17 protein-coding genes are annotated in these 16,789 nt (G+C 65.9%); 12 read left to right on the top strand and 5 right to left on the bottom strand.

Annotated elements, in window-relative coordinates; genetic code table 11:
• Positions 1-72: 72 nt before the first annotated feature.
• On the top strand, positions 73-1,653 hold the full coding sequence (locus tag U5798_RS01625) for an MFS transporter (RefSeq protein ID WP_322080956.1): 1,581 nt from the start codon (positions 73-75) through the stop codon (positions 1,651-1,653).
• A 145-nt stretch (positions 1,654-1,798) separates the two neighbouring features.
• Here U5798_RS01625 and U5798_RS01620 read toward each other — a convergent pair whose 3' ends face one another.
• Complete coding sequence (locus U5798_RS01620; protein WP_124448203.1) at positions 1,799-2,620, bottom strand: alpha/beta fold hydrolase; 822 nt, start codon at positions 2,618-2,620, stop codon at positions 1,799-1,801.
• 555 nt (positions 2,621-3,175) lie between these two features.
• Between U5798_RS01620 and U5798_RS01615 the strand changes: the two genes are divergently transcribed.
• Together U5798_RS01615 and U5798_RS01610 are read left to right on the top strand one after the other, a co-directional pair.
• On the top strand, positions 3,176-3,601 hold the full coding sequence (locus U5798_RS01615; RefSeq protein ID WP_124448830.1) for a DUF3331 domain-containing protein: 426 nt from the start codon (positions 3,176-3,178) through the stop codon (positions 3,599-3,601).
• A gap of 61 nt (positions 3,602-3,662) precedes the next feature.
• Positions 3,663-3,824, top strand: coding sequence for a hypothetical protein (locus tag U5798_RS01610; RefSeq protein ID WP_322081214.1), 162 nt, complete (start codon positions 3,663-3,665; stop codon positions 3,822-3,824).
• A gap of 24 nt (positions 3,825-3,848) precedes the next feature.
• Here U5798_RS01610 and U5798_RS01605 read toward each other — a convergent pair whose 3' ends face one another.
• Positions 3,849-4,490: an HD domain-containing protein gene (locus U5798_RS01605; RefSeq protein WP_124448201.1), complete on the bottom strand. Its 642-nt coding sequence runs from the start codon at positions 4,488-4,490 to the stop codon at positions 3,849-3,851.
• Between the two features lie 265 nt (positions 4,491-4,755).
• Between U5798_RS01605 and U5798_RS01600 the strand changes: the two genes are divergently transcribed.
• The 3 genes from U5798_RS01600 to U5798_RS01590 all read left to right on the top strand — a co-directional run bounded on the left by U5798_RS01600 (position 4,756) and on the right by U5798_RS01590 (position 8,606).
• Positions 4,756-4,890: a hypothetical protein gene (locus U5798_RS01600; RefSeq protein WP_322080955.1), complete on the top strand. Its 135-nt coding sequence runs from the start codon at positions 4,756-4,758 to the stop codon at positions 4,888-4,890.
• A gap of 99 nt (positions 4,891-4,989) precedes the next feature.
• Positions 4,990-6,783 (top strand): winged helix-turn-helix domain-containing protein, encoded by a 1,794-nt coding sequence (locus U5798_RS01595; RefSeq protein WP_322080954.1) that lies wholly within the window; start codon positions 4,990-4,992, stop codon positions 6,781-6,783.
• 359 nt (positions 6,784-7,142) lie between these two features.
• Positions 7,143-8,606, top strand: a complete 1,464-nt coding sequence (locus tag U5798_RS01590) for a mechanosensitive ion channel family protein (RefSeq protein WP_322080953.1) — start codon at positions 7,143-7,145, stop codon at positions 8,604-8,606.
• A gap of 59 nt (positions 8,607-8,665) precedes the next feature.
• Here U5798_RS01590 and U5798_RS01585 read toward each other — a convergent pair whose 3' ends face one another.
• Positions 8,666-9,574, bottom strand: a complete 909-nt coding sequence (locus U5798_RS01585) for a LysR family transcriptional regulator (protein ID WP_124448197.1) — start codon at positions 9,572-9,574, stop codon at positions 8,666-8,668.
• A gap of 164 nt (positions 9,575-9,738) precedes the next feature.
• A complete protein-coding gene (locus U5798_RS01580) occupies positions 9,739-10,008 on the bottom strand; it encodes a XapX domain-containing protein (RefSeq protein ID WP_322080952.1) in 270 nt (89 codons plus the stop codon).
• A gap of 309 nt (positions 10,009-10,317) precedes the next feature.
• Between U5798_RS01580 and U5798_RS01575 the strand changes: the two genes are divergently transcribed.
• The 4 genes from U5798_RS01575 (at position 10,318) to U5798_RS01560 (ending at position 13,700) form a co-directional block, all read left to right on the top strand.
• On the top strand, positions 10,318-11,004 hold the full coding sequence (locus U5798_RS01575) for a hydrolase (RefSeq protein WP_124448193.1): 687 nt from the start codon (positions 10,318-10,320) through the stop codon (positions 11,002-11,004).
• A 171-nt stretch (positions 11,005-11,175) separates the two neighbouring features.
• A complete protein-coding gene (locus tag U5798_RS01570) occupies positions 11,176-11,343 on the top strand; it encodes a DUF1427 family protein (RefSeq protein WP_124448191.1) in 168 nt (55 codons plus the stop codon).
• A gap of 19 nt (positions 11,344-11,362) precedes the next feature.
• Positions 11,363-13,252 (top strand): amidohydrolase, encoded by a 1,890-nt coding sequence (locus tag U5798_RS01565; RefSeq protein ID WP_322080951.1) that lies wholly within the window; start codon positions 11,363-11,365, stop codon positions 13,250-13,252.
• Between the two features lies 1 nt (position 13,253).
• Positions 13,254-13,700 carry a DoxX family protein gene (locus tag U5798_RS01560; RefSeq protein WP_322080950.1) on the top strand — a complete coding sequence of 149 codons (447 nt, stop codon included), beginning with the start codon at positions 13,254-13,256 and terminating at the stop codon, positions 13,698-13,700.
• On the opposite strand, the gene U5798_RS01555 is transcribed toward U5798_RS01560, so the two are convergent.
• Complete coding sequence (locus tag U5798_RS01555; RefSeq protein WP_322081213.1) at positions 13,651-14,097, bottom strand: hypothetical protein; 447 nt, start codon at positions 14,095-14,097, stop codon at positions 13,651-13,653. The two genes, U5798_RS01560 and U5798_RS01555, sit on opposite strands and share 50 nt — an antisense overlap.
• 265 nt (positions 14,098-14,362) lie before the next feature.
• Between U5798_RS01555 and U5798_RS01550 the strand changes: the two genes are divergently transcribed.
• A complete protein-coding gene (locus U5798_RS01550; RefSeq protein WP_322080949.1) occupies positions 14,363-15,454 on the top strand; it encodes a triacylglycerol lipase in 1,092 nt (363 codons plus the stop codon).
• A 3-nt stretch (positions 15,455-15,457) separates the two neighbouring features.
• Entirely contained in the window at positions 15,458-16,498 is a 1,041-nt protein-coding gene (locus tag U5798_RS01545) for a lipase secretion chaperone (RefSeq protein WP_322080948.1), read from the top strand.
• The last annotated feature ends 291 nt before the right edge of the window (positions 16,499-16,789 follow it).

The following is a 16,789-nucleotide window of genomic DNA, read 5'->3' as shown; positions in this document are numbered from 1 at the left end:
TCCATGGAACAGACGGGATTCGTCACATCGCGCTATGCTTGCGCGAGCCTTTTGTGCGGGAGCCGCTCGACGATGAATACCACGTTCGCCCCCGGTGGCGCCACACCGAAGCCGGCCGCCGCGCCGGCCGCCGACATACCGACGTTTCGTTCGATCGCCGCGATCGCGGCCGTGCTGCTCGGCGCGATCATCTCGACGCTGACGTCGCGCATCACGTCGCTCGGGCTCGCCGACGTACGTGGCGCGCTCGGCGTCGGGTTCGACGAGGGCGCATGGATCAACACCGCGTTCACCGCGTCGCAGATGTTCGTCGGGCCGCTCGCGATCGCGGCGGCCTTCGTGTTCGGGACGCGCCGCGTGCTGCTGGCGGGTGCCGCAATATTCCTGGTCGTCGAAAGCGTGCTGCCGCTGTGTACGAACTTCGGCACGTTCATCGTGTTCCAGTGCGTGGCCGGCCTCGCGTCCGGCGTGTTCGTGCCGCTGACGGTCGGGTTCGTCGTCCGCACGCTGCCGTCGCGGCTGATCCCGTTCGGCATCGCCGCGTATGCGATGAACCTCGAGATGTCGCTCAACCTGTCGGCGACGCTCGAAGGCTGGTACAGCGAACACCTGAGCTGGCGCTGGCTGTTCTGGCAGAACGCACTGCTGACCGTGCCGTTCATCGTCTGCCTGATGCTGTCGCTGTCCACCGAGCCCATCAAGCGCTTCGCGTCCGGCATCGACACGCGCGGCATGCTGCTTGGCGCCGGCGGGTTCGCCTGCCTGTGCGTCGCGCTCGACCAGGGCGAACGGCTGTTCTGGTTCCAGTCGCCGCTGATCGTCGCGCTGCTGGGCACCGGCATCGTGATGGTGGCCGCGTTCCTGATCCACGAACTGGCGTCGCGACGGGCCGGGCTCGATCTCGGCTACCTCGCGCTGCCCAACGTCGCGTTGCTGATCCTGCTCGTCGGCCTCGTGCGCTTTACCGTGCTCAACACGAGCTTCATTCCGTCTGCGTTTCTCGCGAGCACCTACGGGCTGCGTCCGCTGCAGATCGGCGATACGCTGCGCTGGATCGCGATTCCTCAACTGCTGTTCGCGCCGTGCGTGGCCTGGCTGCTGCAACGCGTCGATCCGCGCCGGCTCATCGTGGCGGGCTTCGCGATGGTGGCGGTCGCGTTCGCGCTCGGCGCACGCCTCACGCCCGTCTGGGCCGAACCCGACTTCATCCCGTCGCAATTGATCCAGGCATTGGGGCAGACGATGGCGCTCACGTCGGTCATCTTCTTTTTCGGCAAGCATGTAACGGCCGAGCACGCGCTGACGTTCGGCGCCGTCGTGCAGACGACGCGCCTGCTGAGCGGGCAGCTCGGCACGACGTCGATCGCGGTGATCCAGCGCATCATGGAGGCTACCCATTCGAATCTCGTCGGTCTGCATGTCACGCTGTCGGATCCGCAAACGCTGGAGCGACTGCGGGCCGGCGCCGCGTCGCTCGTGTCGCACGGCGCGACCTTCGCGACGGGCGACCAGGCGACTTACCTGTTGCTCGATCGGGCCGTCCGCGTCCAGGCGACGACGCTCGCGCTCGCCGACAATTTTCGTGTCGCGACGGCTTTCGCGGTCGCGGGCGTGTTGATCGGCATGCTGCTCAGGCCGGCGCGTGCGCCGTGAGCGCCCGACGCCGGATCGACCGACATGTCGCGTCGACGATCTTGGCGATCGCGCACGCCGCACCGGAATGGCGACGACCTGAAAAATCCTTAAACGTCCTGAAAGGCGCGCCGGCCTGAGGGCCGGGCGCGCCTTGCCACGTTGCTTACGCCTTCAGGAAGGCGAGCAGTTCGGCATTGATCCGGTCGGCGTCGACGACGCACATCCCGTGCGATCCGCCGGGGATCACCTTGAGCTCCGCGTGCTTCACGATCTTCGCGGACAGGCGGGCCGAATCGTCGATCGGCACAATCTGGTCGTCGTCGCCGTGCAGGATCAGCGTCGGGACGTCGATCTTCTTCAGGTCGTCGGTGTAGTCGACCTCGGAGAATTCCTTGACGCACAGATACTGGCCATGGATGCCGCCCATCATGCCCTGTGCCCAGAACGCGTCGATCGTGCCCTGCGACACCTTGGCGCCCGGACGGTTGTAGCCGAAGAACGGCACGGCGAGATCCTTGTAGAACTGCGAACGGTTCTCGGCGACGTTCTTGCGGATCCCGTCGAATACGTCCATCGGCAGGCCGCCGGGATTGGATGCCGATTTCACCATCTGCGGCGGCACGGCGCCGATCAGCACGGCCTTCGACACGCGCTTCGTGCCATGGCGCCCGATGTAGTGCGCGACTTCGCCGCCGCCGGTGGAATGGCCGACGAGCGTGGCTTCGCGCAGGTCGAGCGCATTCATCAGCGCCGCGAGATCGTCGGCATACGTGTCCATGTCGTTGCCTTGCGACGGCTGGCTCGAACGGCCGTGACCGCGACGGTCGTGCGCGATCACGCGGTAGCCGTGCTGCACGAGGAACAGCATCTGCGCGTCCCACGCGTCGGCGCACAGCGGCCAGCCGTGCGAGAAGACGACCGGGCGGCCGCTGCCCCAGTCCTTGAAGTAAATCTGCGTACCGTCTTTGGTGGTGATCGTATTCATCGCATGGGCTCCTTGATGGGCGGAAGCGGCGTGTTTGGGGGCGGCGGCAGCGGCAGCAGCCGGCAGCGCGGCGGCAGCAACGGCGGTCGCGCCGGCAAGCAGCATGTCTCGGCGACGCGCCGAGGGAATGGCGTCGATGTCTGCTGGACGCATTGGGACTCCTTGAACGTGCGGTGGAACGATGCCGCGTTGGATGAATGGTTCGGAACTGCCCGCGCGAGGCACTTGCGCGGGCAGCCGGCGTGCGTTCGCGGTCGCGTGCCGGCAGGCGCGAGAAGGGTGCGAACGAACGCCGACAGGAGGCTATCGCGCGGCCATGCGCGGTGTACTGAAATTCCGCTGAATTTTCGTGAACGCGATTGCGGTGCACGCGGTGCGGCCGAACCGGCCAGAAAAATTAAGCGCGGAATCAAGACTCTTCAGCGGCGGCCCGTTATCGTCAGCATCAGGTCATCCCGTCGCGGGTCGCTGCCGGTGCGCGCCGGAGGATGACGATCGAGACGCGGGTGGGTGAACGACATCCGAACCGCTCGCCACTTGCCTGGGTACGCCGCCATGGACGCATTCAATCGCTGGGAGCACGTGATGACGCTGCTCCACCCGTCGCCGGCCCTGAGCCGCTGTGCGCCGTCGCATCTTCGCGACCCTGACTCCGCGCGCCGTCGCCATCGCGACGACGCGCCGCCCGCGTCGAGCGGTGGCGTGCGCCGCCGGTGCGCGATCGTCGCCGCCGAGCGGCAGACCGATTCGTCGGTATTGATCTCGTGGAGCGATCCGACGCGCTGCCGGTACGACGAGCAGCGCTGGATCAGCGCAAAGTCCCGCGCCCTTGGGCGCTGCGCATTGACCGGCATCGCGATTCGCTACGGCGATGCGATCTACAAGCCGCAATGGCGCGGAGCGAAGCGCCCCGCGAACTTCCGGGAGGTGATCCTCGCGTCCGAACTGGACCGGTTCATCGTCAGGCTGTCCCATTCATGATGCGGGACGGCGCGCCCTGGTCGTCGGCCGCTGCTTGTTCACCACAGGGGAAGGCATTCGCATGAGCACGTTCACGACACGCGACGGCGTTTCGATTCACTGCAAGGACTGGGGCGCAGGGCGCCCGGATGCGTTGAATCTGACGCACGCGCAACGATTGAGCGACGAACTGCTGGCGTTCGCCCGCGCGCATGACCGGGCGGCGGTTGCTGCGACGTGGTGAGCGGCGCCCGGTCCACCGGCCGGCTCACTCCGGCCATTTCGACCCGAGCACCAGGCCGCAGAAATTCGTCCGACGATAGTCCGGGTCGCACCGCTCGAGCACGTCGGCGCAGACGTTGCCGAACGCAGTCGCAGGGCGATGGACGGTGCCCGCGGCGAGCGCCTCGAGATACAGTTCCTTGAAACACGGACCGCGTGGCCACGCGTCGACGATCTCGTCGCGTTCGGGCCGGCTCACTTCGTCGAAATGACGTGCAAAGAGATCCGTCTCGATGGCTGCGCCGAGCAACGTCGTCAACGGCGTCATGTACGGGTGAAGGCCAAAGGCCGTGTGCAGCGCGATCGCACGCCACACCTCCGCCGCATCGTCGTCGGCGATGCCGTATCCGCCGAGGAAGGCGTGCGCGGCATTCGCGCCGTCGATCTCGAAGCGCTGGCGCGAATGCCGGTAGCGCTCCGTCAGTCCGAAATCATGGAACAGCGCGGCGACGTAAAGCAGCTCGGCGTCGAATGCGATGCCGCGCCGCAGCCCGATGATCGACCCGAACGCGAACACGCGCATCGCGTGCCGAAACAGGAGTTCCGGTTCGTCGGCGCGCACGGTCGCGGCGGCCTCCCGTGCGATCGGGCCGTCAGGAATCCTGATGCCGGCGATACGATTACCCATGTTCTGTTCCTTGCGGCATGACGCCGGTCGCTCGACGCTGGCGCCGGGGAATCATCGTCGCGCGCCGCGCCGCTGAATGTCCTGAGCGGCGCCTGAATCATTCTGAACGGGAAATCCGGCCGGCCGTCACGACCGGATTCGGTTTCGTAGTCCTTGGCTCGTCGTTTTATCGTTTTATTTGCCGCAAGCGACGCGGACTGCCATTTTAATTAACGAGACCGAGAAAAAATCGGCAAATCGGCCGTTGATCCTGTGAAAATGGTTCATGGGTGAACGACTGTTTCGTACATTGAAAATGCAGGGTGCCGCGGGCGCGCCGGGCGGGCGTGGCAGCCACGCGGGAAACGTCGCGGCGATCGTGGTTTTCGTCGATTCAAAAAATTTGCTCATTGAGTTCTGATTATTTGAATCATTTCGCCGCGCAAATGCCGTAGCATTGCCATCAAACCGGTGTCATTTCTGACAGGGCATCGATGAAGGCAATCGATTGAGAATTTCCATGATCCGGATTGGCACACTTCACGTTTTTCTCGACAGACGTGAAATTCGCTCGAACGGCAAACTGCTGCGTATCGGCAGTCGCGCATTCGAAATTCTCGAACTCCTGATTCGGGCGAACGGCGCATTGGTATCGAAAGACGAAATCATGCAGCGCGTGTGGCCGCACACGATCGTGGAGGAAAACAACCTGCAGGTGCATATCGCCACGTTGCGCAAGGCGCTGGCCGACGACCGGAACCTGATCGTCACGGTGGCGGGGCGCGGCTACCGGCTGGTCGGCCGGCAGTCCGAAGGCGCGACGCCCGCGCGTCCCGCGACGTCGCGGCTGACGGCCGCACCGACCGCGCTCGTCGGCCGTGAGCAGGCCGTCGCCGAGGTCCTCGCGGCGCTCGACACCGCGCGCGTCGTGACGCTGGTCGGCGCGGGCGGCATCGGCAAGACGCGGGTCGCGCTCGAAGCCGCGATGCGGGCCGAGGGGAGCTATCCGGATGGCGCCGCGTTCGTGTCGCTGGCCACGGTCGCGTGTCCGCAATTCGTGCCCGACGCACTGGCTGGTGCGTTCGGCATCGCCCAGCCGGCCGGATCGCTGACGCTCGAAGCGGTGCTGGCCAGCGTGGCGAACCGCCGGATGTTGCTGGTGCTCGACAATTGCGAACATCTGCTCGATGCCGCCGCGCAGATCGCGACTGCACTGACCGAGTCCGACGCCGGATTGCGCGTCCTCGCGACCAGCCGCGAGGCGCTGCGGATCCAGGGCGAGCGCTTGTGTCCGATCCTGCCGCTCGACGTCCCCGGCGAAGGCGCCGACGATGCGGAGATCCTGGGCGCCAGCGCGGTGCAGCTGTTCTCGGCGCGCGCGTGTGCCGCCGATCCCCGCTTTCCGCTCGACGAACGCAGCGTGGCGCTGATGGCATCGGTGTGCCGGCGTCTCGACGGCCTGCCGCTCGCCATCGAACTGGCGGCGGCCCGCGCGGCCGTGCTCGGCATCGACGTGCTGGCCGCGCATCTCGACGACCATTTCAGGTTGCTGACCGGCGGTTTTCGTACGGCGTTGCCGCGTCATCAGACGCTGCAGGCGATGTACGACTGGAGCTACCGCTTGCTCGGGGACGCGGAGCGCCTGCTGTTGCGGTGGCTCGGCGTGTTTCGCGACAGTTTCTCGATCGATGCGGTGCGGAATATCGTCGGAACGAAGGGGCTGGCCGATGCGGACCTGCTCGATACGATCGCCGGCCTCGTCTCGAAGTCGCTGCTGAGTCTCGAGAGCGCGCACGGCGCGCCGCGCTACCGGCTGCTGACCACGACGCGCGCCTATGCGCTGCAACAGCTCGAGAACAACGGCGAATGCGCGGCCGCGGCACGCGCGCATGCGAACTACTTCCATGCGTTGTTCAGGCTTGCGCCCGGCGCCGGCGACGGGCTGCGAGCCGAATCGCGGCTCGACGTGGTCCGGCGCGAACTCGGCAATCTGCGCGCGGCGCTCGACTGGGCGTTTTCGCCGAATGGCGATGCGGACGTCGGCATCGCGCTGGCGGCTGTCGCGGTCCCGTGCCTGTTCGATCTGTCGCTGGCGGACGAATGTCGCGAACGGGCGCGCGCAGCGCTCGATGCCATCCGGAACATGGACGAGACTCGGGCGCGCGCGGATGCACGCGTGTGCCTGCTGGCCGCCTATGCCGCCGCGCTCGCCCATACCTCGGGGCCGCCGCGCGTCGTACACGACGCATGGTCCGAACTGCACGCACTCGGGTTCGAGGCGGGCGAGGCCGAGGTGCCGCCAGGCGAATCGTAACGGCGCGCATCGCCGGCGAATTCAGAACGTTTCAGCCTCGACACAGGACCTCCCCGGCCGGTGCGTCTACATTGCATGTACGGCGCCCCTCGGCGATTGGCACGCATGCGGCCGGGAGACCGGCTCGCCCGGCATGCGTCGATGTCGCGACGCCACTGAATGCCAGCGCGGGGCGGCGGCACATGCGTTGCCGCCGCGACTTCGCGCGTCATTGAACGACTACCGCATGAAACCTGTCCAGTCCGACCTGTCTCGCCACGATTCGCTGCCGGCGGCCGCTCGCCGGATCGGGTAGCGCACGCCATGCAATCGCGCAGATTCTCCGCCCGCCGCGCGGCACGCACGCGGCCCGTTCCGGCATGCTGAGCGTGTCCGCCACGGTCGCCTGGGGCGTGCCGATCGTCGTGGCCGACCTCGCCGCATGGCGGTGGCTCGGGCCGGGCCGTTCGACGACGAAGGCGGTCTGGCGCTGCGCGTCGTTCGCCGCGCTGACCTATGTGCTGTTCGCAACCGGCGTGAGCCCGCTCGCGGTGCCGCCGTCACCCGACCGGTTCGACCGGCTGGCGATCCAGGCGATCGGCGTCGCGTGGTGGCTGCAGTGCGCGCTGGTGTTCAGCCTGTTGCTCGACCATCTGCTGTTGCCGCGCGCGTGGCGCAACCAGCGGCTGTTTCACGACATCGCCGCAGGCGCCGTGTTCGGTGCGGCCGCGGTCGCCGCGCTGGGCTATGTACTGGGCCTGCCGCTGAGCGGCCTGGTCGCGACCTCGGGCGCGGTGGCCGTGATCCTGGGCCTGGCCGTCCAGAACACACTGAACGACGTGTTCTCGGGCCTCGTGCTGAATACGACCCAGCCGTTTCGCCTGGGCGACACGGTGGCGATCGGCGAGCTGGAAGGGCAGATCGTCGAAAGCAACTGGCGCGCGACCAAGCTGATCAACAGCCTCGGCAACCTGGTCGTCGTGCCGAACAGCGCGGCCGCGAAGGCGACGATCGTCAACCTGAGCGAACCCCCGAGCGTGCACGGTGTGACGCTGGCGATCGAGATCGATCCGGAAGTACGGCCGGCCGTCGTCGTCGATGCGCTCTACCGCGCCGCCGCCAGTTCGCTTGACGTGCTGGCCAGCCCCGCGCCGGTCTCGGTCGTGAAGGCATTCAGGGCCAACTCCGTCGAATACGAGCTCGTCTGTTACGTCGACGCGCTGCAGAAAAAGGTGGCGGTGCGTAACCGGCTCTACGATCTGGCCCACCGGCACCTGGCCGCCGCCGACATCGCGCTGCGCCCGCTCGGCGGGACGGCTGCTGCTCACCGGCCGGTGTCGCGCGGTCAACGGCTGCTGCGCGCGGTCGAACTCTTCCGGCAACTCGGCGACGACGATCTGGCCGTGCTGGCCGATGCGCTGGCGTCACGCGTATTTCACAAAGGGGAAGTCATCTACGCGTCGAATGCCGATACGCGCCTGCTGACGATCGTCGGGTCCGGTGTCGCATCGGTGTTCGTGCCGGGCGCGACCGGCGACATCGAGGTCAGGCGGATGGCGCCCGGCGATGCGATCGGCCAGTCCGTCGTGCTGGCCGGCACGCAGCTTCATGCGAGTGTCTACGCGGTGACCGCCGTGACGGCTTATCAGTTGAGCAGCCGCGACCTGACGCCGCTGATCGCGAAGAAGCCCGAAATCGGACGGCTGATGTGCGAATCCCTGAGCGAACACATCGCGACCGAGGAGAAGATGATGATCCCGCCGGCCGCGAAGGCGCATGCGTCGTTCAACCTGATCGAGTGGCTCGAGAAGGAGATGAAGCGCCTGCACGATTCGTTCGGCTGATGCGGCGGGAAAATGCGGGGAAACGTTCGACCGGGCGGCGCGGCCGACGAGCGGCGGAATCAGGCGAGCGCGGTGAACCGGTCGACGAGATCGGGGCGGGCGAGCTGATCGACCCACCAGTGCAGCGCGCGGCCGGCCTCGTCGCCGCGCCACGCGATATAGCAATGCGTCGTGTCGCGCATGCCGGTCACCTGGCGTGCGACGAGCTTGCCCTGCGCGATCGCGCGTGCCGCGATGCAATCCGGCAGCGTGCCCACGGCGAGCCCTTCGCACTGCGCGGCCAGTTTTGCGGCGAGCGTGGGGACCGCGAGATACGGCTGCCCGGCGTCGACGGCGACCGAGCGCGGCTGCAGTTCACGAGAGGTATCGCTGATGACGGCGCCGCGATGCTCGACGACCGACGCCATCGACAGCGGTTCGGGCAACGCGGCGAGGGGATGGGTCGGGGCCACGGCGAACACATGCTTGAGCGTGCCGATCGGCTTCGCGACGATGTCCGGCAGTTCCGGCGGCTCGCCGGCCGCGCCGACGACGAGATCCGCGCGGCGCGAGATCAGCGCATCCCACGTGCCACCGAGGACTTCGGTGGACAGGCGCAGCCGCGTGTTCATCTCCAGTCCATAGAACGTATGCACGTAGGGCCACAACGCCTCGAACGGCAGGATCTCGTCGATGCAGATGCGAAGCTCGGTTTCCCAGCCCTGCTGCGCGCGCAACGCCTTGAGTTCGAGCTGTTCGGCGGCATGCAGCAGCCGGCGGCCCTCTTCGACGACCACGCGGCCTGCGTGCGTGAGCTTCGCCCGCCGTCCGCTCCGGTCGAACAGTGCGACTTCGAGGTCGCTTTCGAGCTTTTGTACGAGATAAGTCAGCGCAGACGGGACGCGGTGCAGGAGTTCCGCGGCTTCGGCGAACGTGCCGGTGCGGTCGATCGCGTCCAGTGCCTCAAGCGCTTCGAATGACAGCTTCATAGTGAATTCCACGGGCGTCGGGCTGTCATGTTATCGCCAAGCACCGTCGAGTCCAATACGAATCGGAACAAATCGTCCGGGGGCGGAGCCGCGGCGCCATCCTGTTCCGGGCCGGATGGGCGCCTGCGGATGCAGCATCCGGTCAGCGTGGGGTACGACGATGTCTATCGACGCTTCTTTCCGGCGGCATCGGATGCCTGCGCACCGGGCAGGGCGCCGAACATGTGCTGGCTGCACTTCGCGTCACTCCATGCGGTTCGCAACTGGATCCCCGAGAGCATCCGGCGTGCGATCGGCAGGATCTGTTCGCCGGCAAGAATGCCCAGCAGGCCGGCCAGCGCGATCGTGGGCGGAGCGGGAGATTGCACGCCGATCAGGTAGTAGACGGCACCGGCGAGCATTCCGGCCAGCAGCGATGAAATATATGGCTTCATGATTCGGATGCAAGTAAATGACAACCGTTAAAAAATACGGATAACTACTGATCCGGAGGCGAGCATGAATTCATTCGATAGCGTAGCAGGTCTTTTTCGATGTGATCAATCGATTCGGCGGTTTTAAGATCTTTTAAGGCCTTTATTTAGGGATTTTATTAATCGATTTGATTAAGTGGCGTTAGCATGATTTCGCGTGTTGAATGACAACGGCTGGTAGCAGAACCTCCCGGCACAGCGCATTGGGCACCTCCCGGCTTGTCGGAGAGGCAGGCTCACTTTTCACCCGCGTCAAAGGACATGATCGCCATGAGCAATCCAAAACTTGAAGTACTCACCCCCCATAACAGCCAGCTGATCTTCATCGACCAGCAGCCGCAGATGGCGTTCGGCGTGCAGTCGATCGATCGCCAGGTGCTGAAGAACAACGTCGTCGGGCTCGCGAAGGCCGCGAAGGTCTTCAACATCCCGACCACGATCACGACGGTCGAAAGCGACAGCTTCTCGGGCCACACCTATCCCGAGCTGCTCGACGTGTTCCCGAACCAGAAGACGCTCGAACGTACGTCGATGAATTCGTGGGACGACCAGAAGGTTCGCGACGCGCTCGCCGCGAACGGTCGCAAGAAGGTGGTCGTGTCGGGCCTGTGGACGGAAGTCTGCAATACGACGTTCGCGCTCTGCGCGATGCTCGAAGGCGACTACGAGATCTACATGGTCGCCGACGCATCGGGCGGCACGACGCAGGCTGCGCACGACTTCGCGATGCAGCGCATGGTGCAGGCGGGCGTGGTGCCGGTCACGTGGCAACAGGTCCTGCTCGAGTGGCAGCGCGACTGGGCACGCCGCGACTCGTACGACGCAGTGATGGCGATTGCGAAGGAGCACTCGGGCGCGTACGGGATGGGCGTCGACTACGCATACACGATGGTCCACAAGGCACCGCAGCGCACCGCGACGCCGCACGAGTCGATCCCGCCCGTGCCGGCGAAGTAACCGCAGGCCGTTGCGACTGTCGATGCCGGTGCGGCGTGTTCCGGACGAACACGCCGCACCGGCGATACGAAATCGCGGGCGGCGGTACGTGGTCGATTCACGTATGCCGCCCGCCGCGTGTTTGCCAGGACGTTACGACCTGCATTCCAACCTGTCCGAGAAATTGATCGTATGGAATCCTATCTGGTTTCCCTTGGTGCGGGCTTGCTGATCGGTGTCATCTACAGCGCAATCAAGGTTCGCTCCCCGGCACCGCCGCTGATTGCCCTGGTCGGGTTGCTCGGCATGGTAATCGGCGTGCAGGCCATCCCCACCCTCAAACAGCTTTTTGGCTTCTGATCGAAACGAGGTGATGTATATGACCGCAACCGAGTCCCAACCGGATCTGATCCTTCACAACGGAAGGTTCACGACCCTCGACCGCGCCAACCCGACCGCGACGGCGGTGGCGATCGCCGCCGGCCGCTTCGTCGCGGTCGGCAGCGAAGCGGACGTGATGCCGCTCGCCGGCCGTGCGACGAAGGTCGTCGACCTCGGGGGCCGCGCCGTGCTGCCGGGCCTGATCGACAACCACTGCCACGTGATTCGCGGTGGCCTGAACTACAACATGGAGCTGCGCTGGGATGGCGTGCCGTCGCTCGCGGTGGCGATGGACATGCTCAGGCGCCAGGTCGCGATCACGCCCGCGCCGCAATGGGTGCGCGTGGTCGGCGGCTTCACCGAACACCAGTTCGCCGAGAAGCGCCTGCCGACGATCGAGGAACTCAACGCGGCCGCGCCCGATACGCCGGTGTTCATCCTGCACCTGTACGACCGCGCGCTGCTGAACGCGGCGGCACTGCGGGTGGTCGGCTACACGAAGGACACGCCGGAGCCGCCGGGCGGCACGATCCTGCGCGATGCCGCGGGCAACCCGACCGGGCTGCTGCTCGCGAACCCGAACGCGACGATCCTCTACGCGACGCTCGCGAAGGGGCCGAAGCTGCCGTTCGAATACCAGTACAACTCGACGCGCCACTTCATGCGCGAGCTGAACCGTCTCGGCGTGACGGGCGTGATCGATGCAGGCGGCGGTTCGCAGAACTACCCCGACGATTACGAGGTGATCCGCAAGCTGCACGACGCGGGCGAGATGACGATCCGGATCGCGTACAACCTGTTCACGCAGAAGCCGAACGCGGAGAAGGAAGACTTCGTGAACTGGACGAAGAGCGTCAAGTATCACGACGGCACCGACTATTTCCGCAACAACGGCGCGGGCGAGATGCTGGTGTTCTCGGCGGCCGATTTCGAGGACTTCCGCGTCGCCCGCCCGGACCTGCCGGCGCAGATGGAAGACGATCTCGAAGGCGTCGTGCGCGTGCTCGCGCAGAACCGCTGGCCGTGGCGCATGCATGCGACGTACGACGAAACGATCAGCCGCGCGCTCGACGTGTTCGAGAAGGTCAACAAGGACATTCCGCTCGACGGCCTGAACTGGTTCTTCGATCACGCAGAAACGATCACCGAGAAATCGATGGACCGGATCGCCGCGCTGGGCGGCGGCATCGCGGTGCAGCACCGGATGGCGTACCAAGGCGAATACTTCGTCGAGCGCTACGGCGCGCAGGCGGCCGAGGCGACGCCGCCCGTCGCGAGGATGCTCTCGAAGGGCATCAAGGTGTCGGCCGGTACCGACGCGACGCGTGTTGCCTCGTACAACCCGTGGGTGTCGCTCGCGTGGCTCGTGACGGGCAAGACGGTCGGCGGGCTGCGCATGTATCCGCAACGCAACCTGCTCGATCGCGAGACCGCGCTGCGGATGTGGACCGAATACGTGACGTGGTTCTCGAACGAGGAAGGGAAGAAGGGGCGTGTCGCGGTCGGGCAGCTCGCCGACCTGGTGGTCCCGGATCGCGATTTCTTCACCTGCGCGGAGGACGAGATCATCGACACGACCGCGCTGCTGACGGTGGTCGGCGGCAAGATCGTGTGGGGCGCAGGGCCGTTCGCGTCGCACGACGCGCCGATTCCGCCCGCGATGCCGGACTGGTCGCCCGTGCGCGAGTACGGCGGCTATGGCGGCTGGGGGGCGACGCAACGCAGTGGCGCACCGCTGCAGCGTGCGGCGGCTGCCGCGATGTGCGGCTGCGCGAGTGCGTGCAACGTGCACGCGCATGCCCATGCGAGCGCGTGGGGCAGCGCGTTGCCGACGTCGGACGCGAAGGGCTTCTGGGGCGCGTTCGGCTGTTCGTGCTGGGCGATCTGACATGTCGACGGCAACCGGCCGGTACAGCCCCGGGTGGATTCGTGTCGTGCTTGCGCAGCCGTGGGTCGCGGTGCTGGTACGGCTTGCGCTGGTTTCCGCCTTTTTGGTCGGAGGCATCAACAAGGCGATGCACTTCGGCGAGGCAATCGCGGAGCTGGCGCATTTCGGCCTGCACCCGGCCGCGCTCTGGGCTGCACTGGCGGTTGTGGTCGAGATCGGCGGTTCCCTGTGCGTGGTATTGCGCCGCTTCACGTGGCTCGGCGCCGGCAGCCTCGGCATGCTGACGTTCGTCGCGATGCTGGTGGCGAACGACTTCTGGAACCAGGCGGGCGTGGCGCGCTTCATGGCGCTCAACAGCTTTTTCGAGCACCTGGGCCTGATTGCCGCGCTCGTCCTCGTCACCATGCTCGGCGATGTTCGAAGTGGCGACGGTGACGGTCGCGCCTGATTTTCTCTATACATCGAGGCAGGAAGAAAATTCGATCCTTGGGGCACGGTCGCACGACCGTGCGCCGCGTGCCCACCTCCGATTGCCGGGGCGCATCGTAGGCCGTCCCGGACTGACCACCATGAGCATGCGGTAGCCGGATCGTCTGAAGGTCGTAGAGATCTCGATCGAGCAGCACTGCCAACTTCTTCTTCAGCCCCGTATTCTCCCGCTCGAATTGCTTGAGCCGCTCGACGTCGGCCGCCGCGAGGCCGCCGGCATGCCGCCGCCAGTTCCGAAAATTCCACGGCAGTTCACCCGCGCGCGATCGATCCGTTTGGCGTGCGTCGGCGCGATGCCGTAACGGCCGGGATCGCAAGACGTCGACGAAGCGCGACGGATCGAGTGATCGACGCATCCGTTGTCAATTGACTAGAGCGCCCTGTCTAACCGTCAGCGCAGTTCGATTGAACGTGCTTCACTTCGCCTGCTGGTGCGAAAACGTTCGTTTGTGTTCGTTTTTATTCGTTTTCGGGTGTCGGTGTTCGCCGTGGCAAGCGATCGATGCAGGTACGGCCGACACCACACGCGCGACGTTTCAACGTCGAAAACGTCGCCGCATCAGCGATTCTCGCGTCCTCATCCTCAAGCAATTGACACGTACGTAAAAAATGGAGAGCAAGATGAGCAGATCGATACGAGCGAAGACAGCGGCGGCCGTGGTCGCATTCGCGATGAACGCGGCGCCTGCCGCGAGTGTTGGAACCTTTTTGTCGCTGGCCGGCGCGCATGCCGCTTCCGCCGCGACGACCGCGGTCGACGATTATGCGGCGACCAAGTACCCGATCATTCTCGTGCACGGGCTGACCGGCACCGACAAGTATGGCGGCGTCGTCGAGTACTGGTATCACATTCCTGAGGATCTGCAGGCGCACGGCGCGAAGGTCTACGTTGCCAATCTGTCCGGCTACCAGAGCGACGATGGCCCGAACGGGCGCGGCGAGCAATTGCTTGCCTACGTGAAGCAGGTGCTTGCGGCGACGGGCGCACAGAAAGTGAATCTGATCGGCCATAGCCAGGGTGGCTTGTCGTCGCGCTACGTTGCATCCGTTGCGCCGGAGCTGGTCGCATCGGTGACGACGATCAGCACGCCGCACTGGGGCTCGCAATTCGCGGACTTCGTCCAGCAACTGCTGCAGACGGATCCGACCGGCCTGTCGTCGGCCGTCTTCAGCGCGTTCGCAAATGCGCTCGGCACCTTGACGAGCAGCAACTTCAACACGAACCAGGACGCGATTCAGGCGTTGTCGGTGCTGACGACGGCGAAGGCCGCCGCCTACAACCAGAAATTCCCGAGCGCAGGTCTCGGTGCGCCGGGTTCGTGCACGACGGGCGCGTCGACCGAGACGGTCGGCGGCAATACGCACCTGCTTTATTCGTGGGGCGGCACGGCGATCCAGCCGACCGCGACGATGGCCGGCGTGACGGGTGCCGTCGATACGAGCGTGAGCGGGGCTACCGATCCGGCGAACGTGCTCGATCCGTCGACGCTGGCACTGCTCGGCAGCGGTACGGTGATGGTCAATCGCGGCGCCGGCCCGAACGACGGCGTCGTGTCGCAATGCAGCGCGCTGTTTGGCCAGGTGCTGGGCACGTATCACTGGAATCACACCGATGCGATCAACCAGATCCTCGGCGTACTCGGCGCGAATGTGGAGGATCCGGTTGCGGCGATCCGCACGCACGCGAACCGGCTGAAAACCCAGGGCGTGTAATCGATGACCGGTAGCAAGCGCGGTATCGCGCGACGCATCGCGCTTTACGGGGTAGCGGGCGTGGTCGCGGCTGGCGCAGCCTGGTATGCGATCGGCGTTCGGAAGACGCATGACGCCGGCGAGTCCGGCGTCGTGCGTGCCGAGGCCGTATCGTTCGCGTCGGTGGGCGCGGCGGCCAGCACCGTGCCCGGTTTCGGCGCAAGCGCGCTGCCTCCGGCACTCGTCGGCTCGACCGCGCCGCGCCTGCCGCTCGACGCGCGCGGTCACCTCGAAAAGGTCGTGGCGGTGCGCGGCTTCTTCGATTATTTCCTGACCGCGCAAAACCAGCTGCGCCCCGTGGAACTGGATGCACTCGTTGCACGCGCGATTGCCGCGCAGCTCGACGGTACGGTTGCACAACGCGAGGCGCTCGACGTCTGGAAGCGCTACCGCGCGTATTTCGCCGGACTTGCGAAGCTGCCGGGCGGCGGCGCCGTGGACAACACGCTCGACCTGCAGGCATTGCAGCTCATGCTCGACCAGCGCGCGACGATCGCGAGCCGCACGCTGGGCGACTGGGGCGAGCCGTTCTTCGGCGCCGAGCAGGCGCTGCAGCGTGACGATCTCGCGCGCTTGAAGATCATCCGCGATCCGTTGCTGACGGACGACCAGAAGGCGGCACGTCTTGCCGCGCTCGAGCAGCAGCTGCCGGCCGATCGGCGTGCGGGGCTGGCGCGCCAGAAGGAGCAGAACAACGCGATCGCGCAGATCGACAAGGCACAGAAATCGAACGCGACGCCCGATGAAATGCGCGCGCAGCTCGCGCAAACGCTCGGGCCGGAGGCTGCCGAGCGAGTCGTGAAGATGCAGCAGGCGGACAACGCGTGGCATGCGAAGTACAACGAATATGCGGCGCAGCGCGCGCAGATCGATGCGCAGAACGTGTCGGCACAGGATCGCGATGCGCAGATCGCGCAATTGCGACAGCGCTACTTTACGGAGCCGGGCGAGGTGCTGCGTGCGGCGTCGCTCGATCGCGGCAGCGTGTCGACGCGCACGCAATAGATCCTGGCGCGATCGAGCGGATCGTCGTGCATCGAGCGATGTCCGCAACGCGTCGTCGACAACGATCGACGGGGCCTCGTTTTTGTCAGTGCTTCCGCGCGCTCGAGACGAGCCTCATTGCAGAACCGTCATGCCGGTCTAGAGCCATCGCTCTGAATCTCCATTGCACTGCCGCATAAAGCGGTCGCCAGCCGATGGAGATATACGGCACAAATCATTTCCCACACATTCGACACGATTCGCCGCGTTCCCCGGATACGCCCGTCCGGCAAGGGACACGGTTGATTTGCC

This window comes from Burkholderia sp. BCC1972 (genome assembly GCF_905339605.1).
GTDB lineage: Bacteria > Pseudomonadota > Gammaproteobacteria > Burkholderiales > Burkholderiaceae > Burkholderia.
Note: the sequence above shows the minus strand (reverse complement) of the source record. Positions and strands in the feature narration are given on the sequence as shown.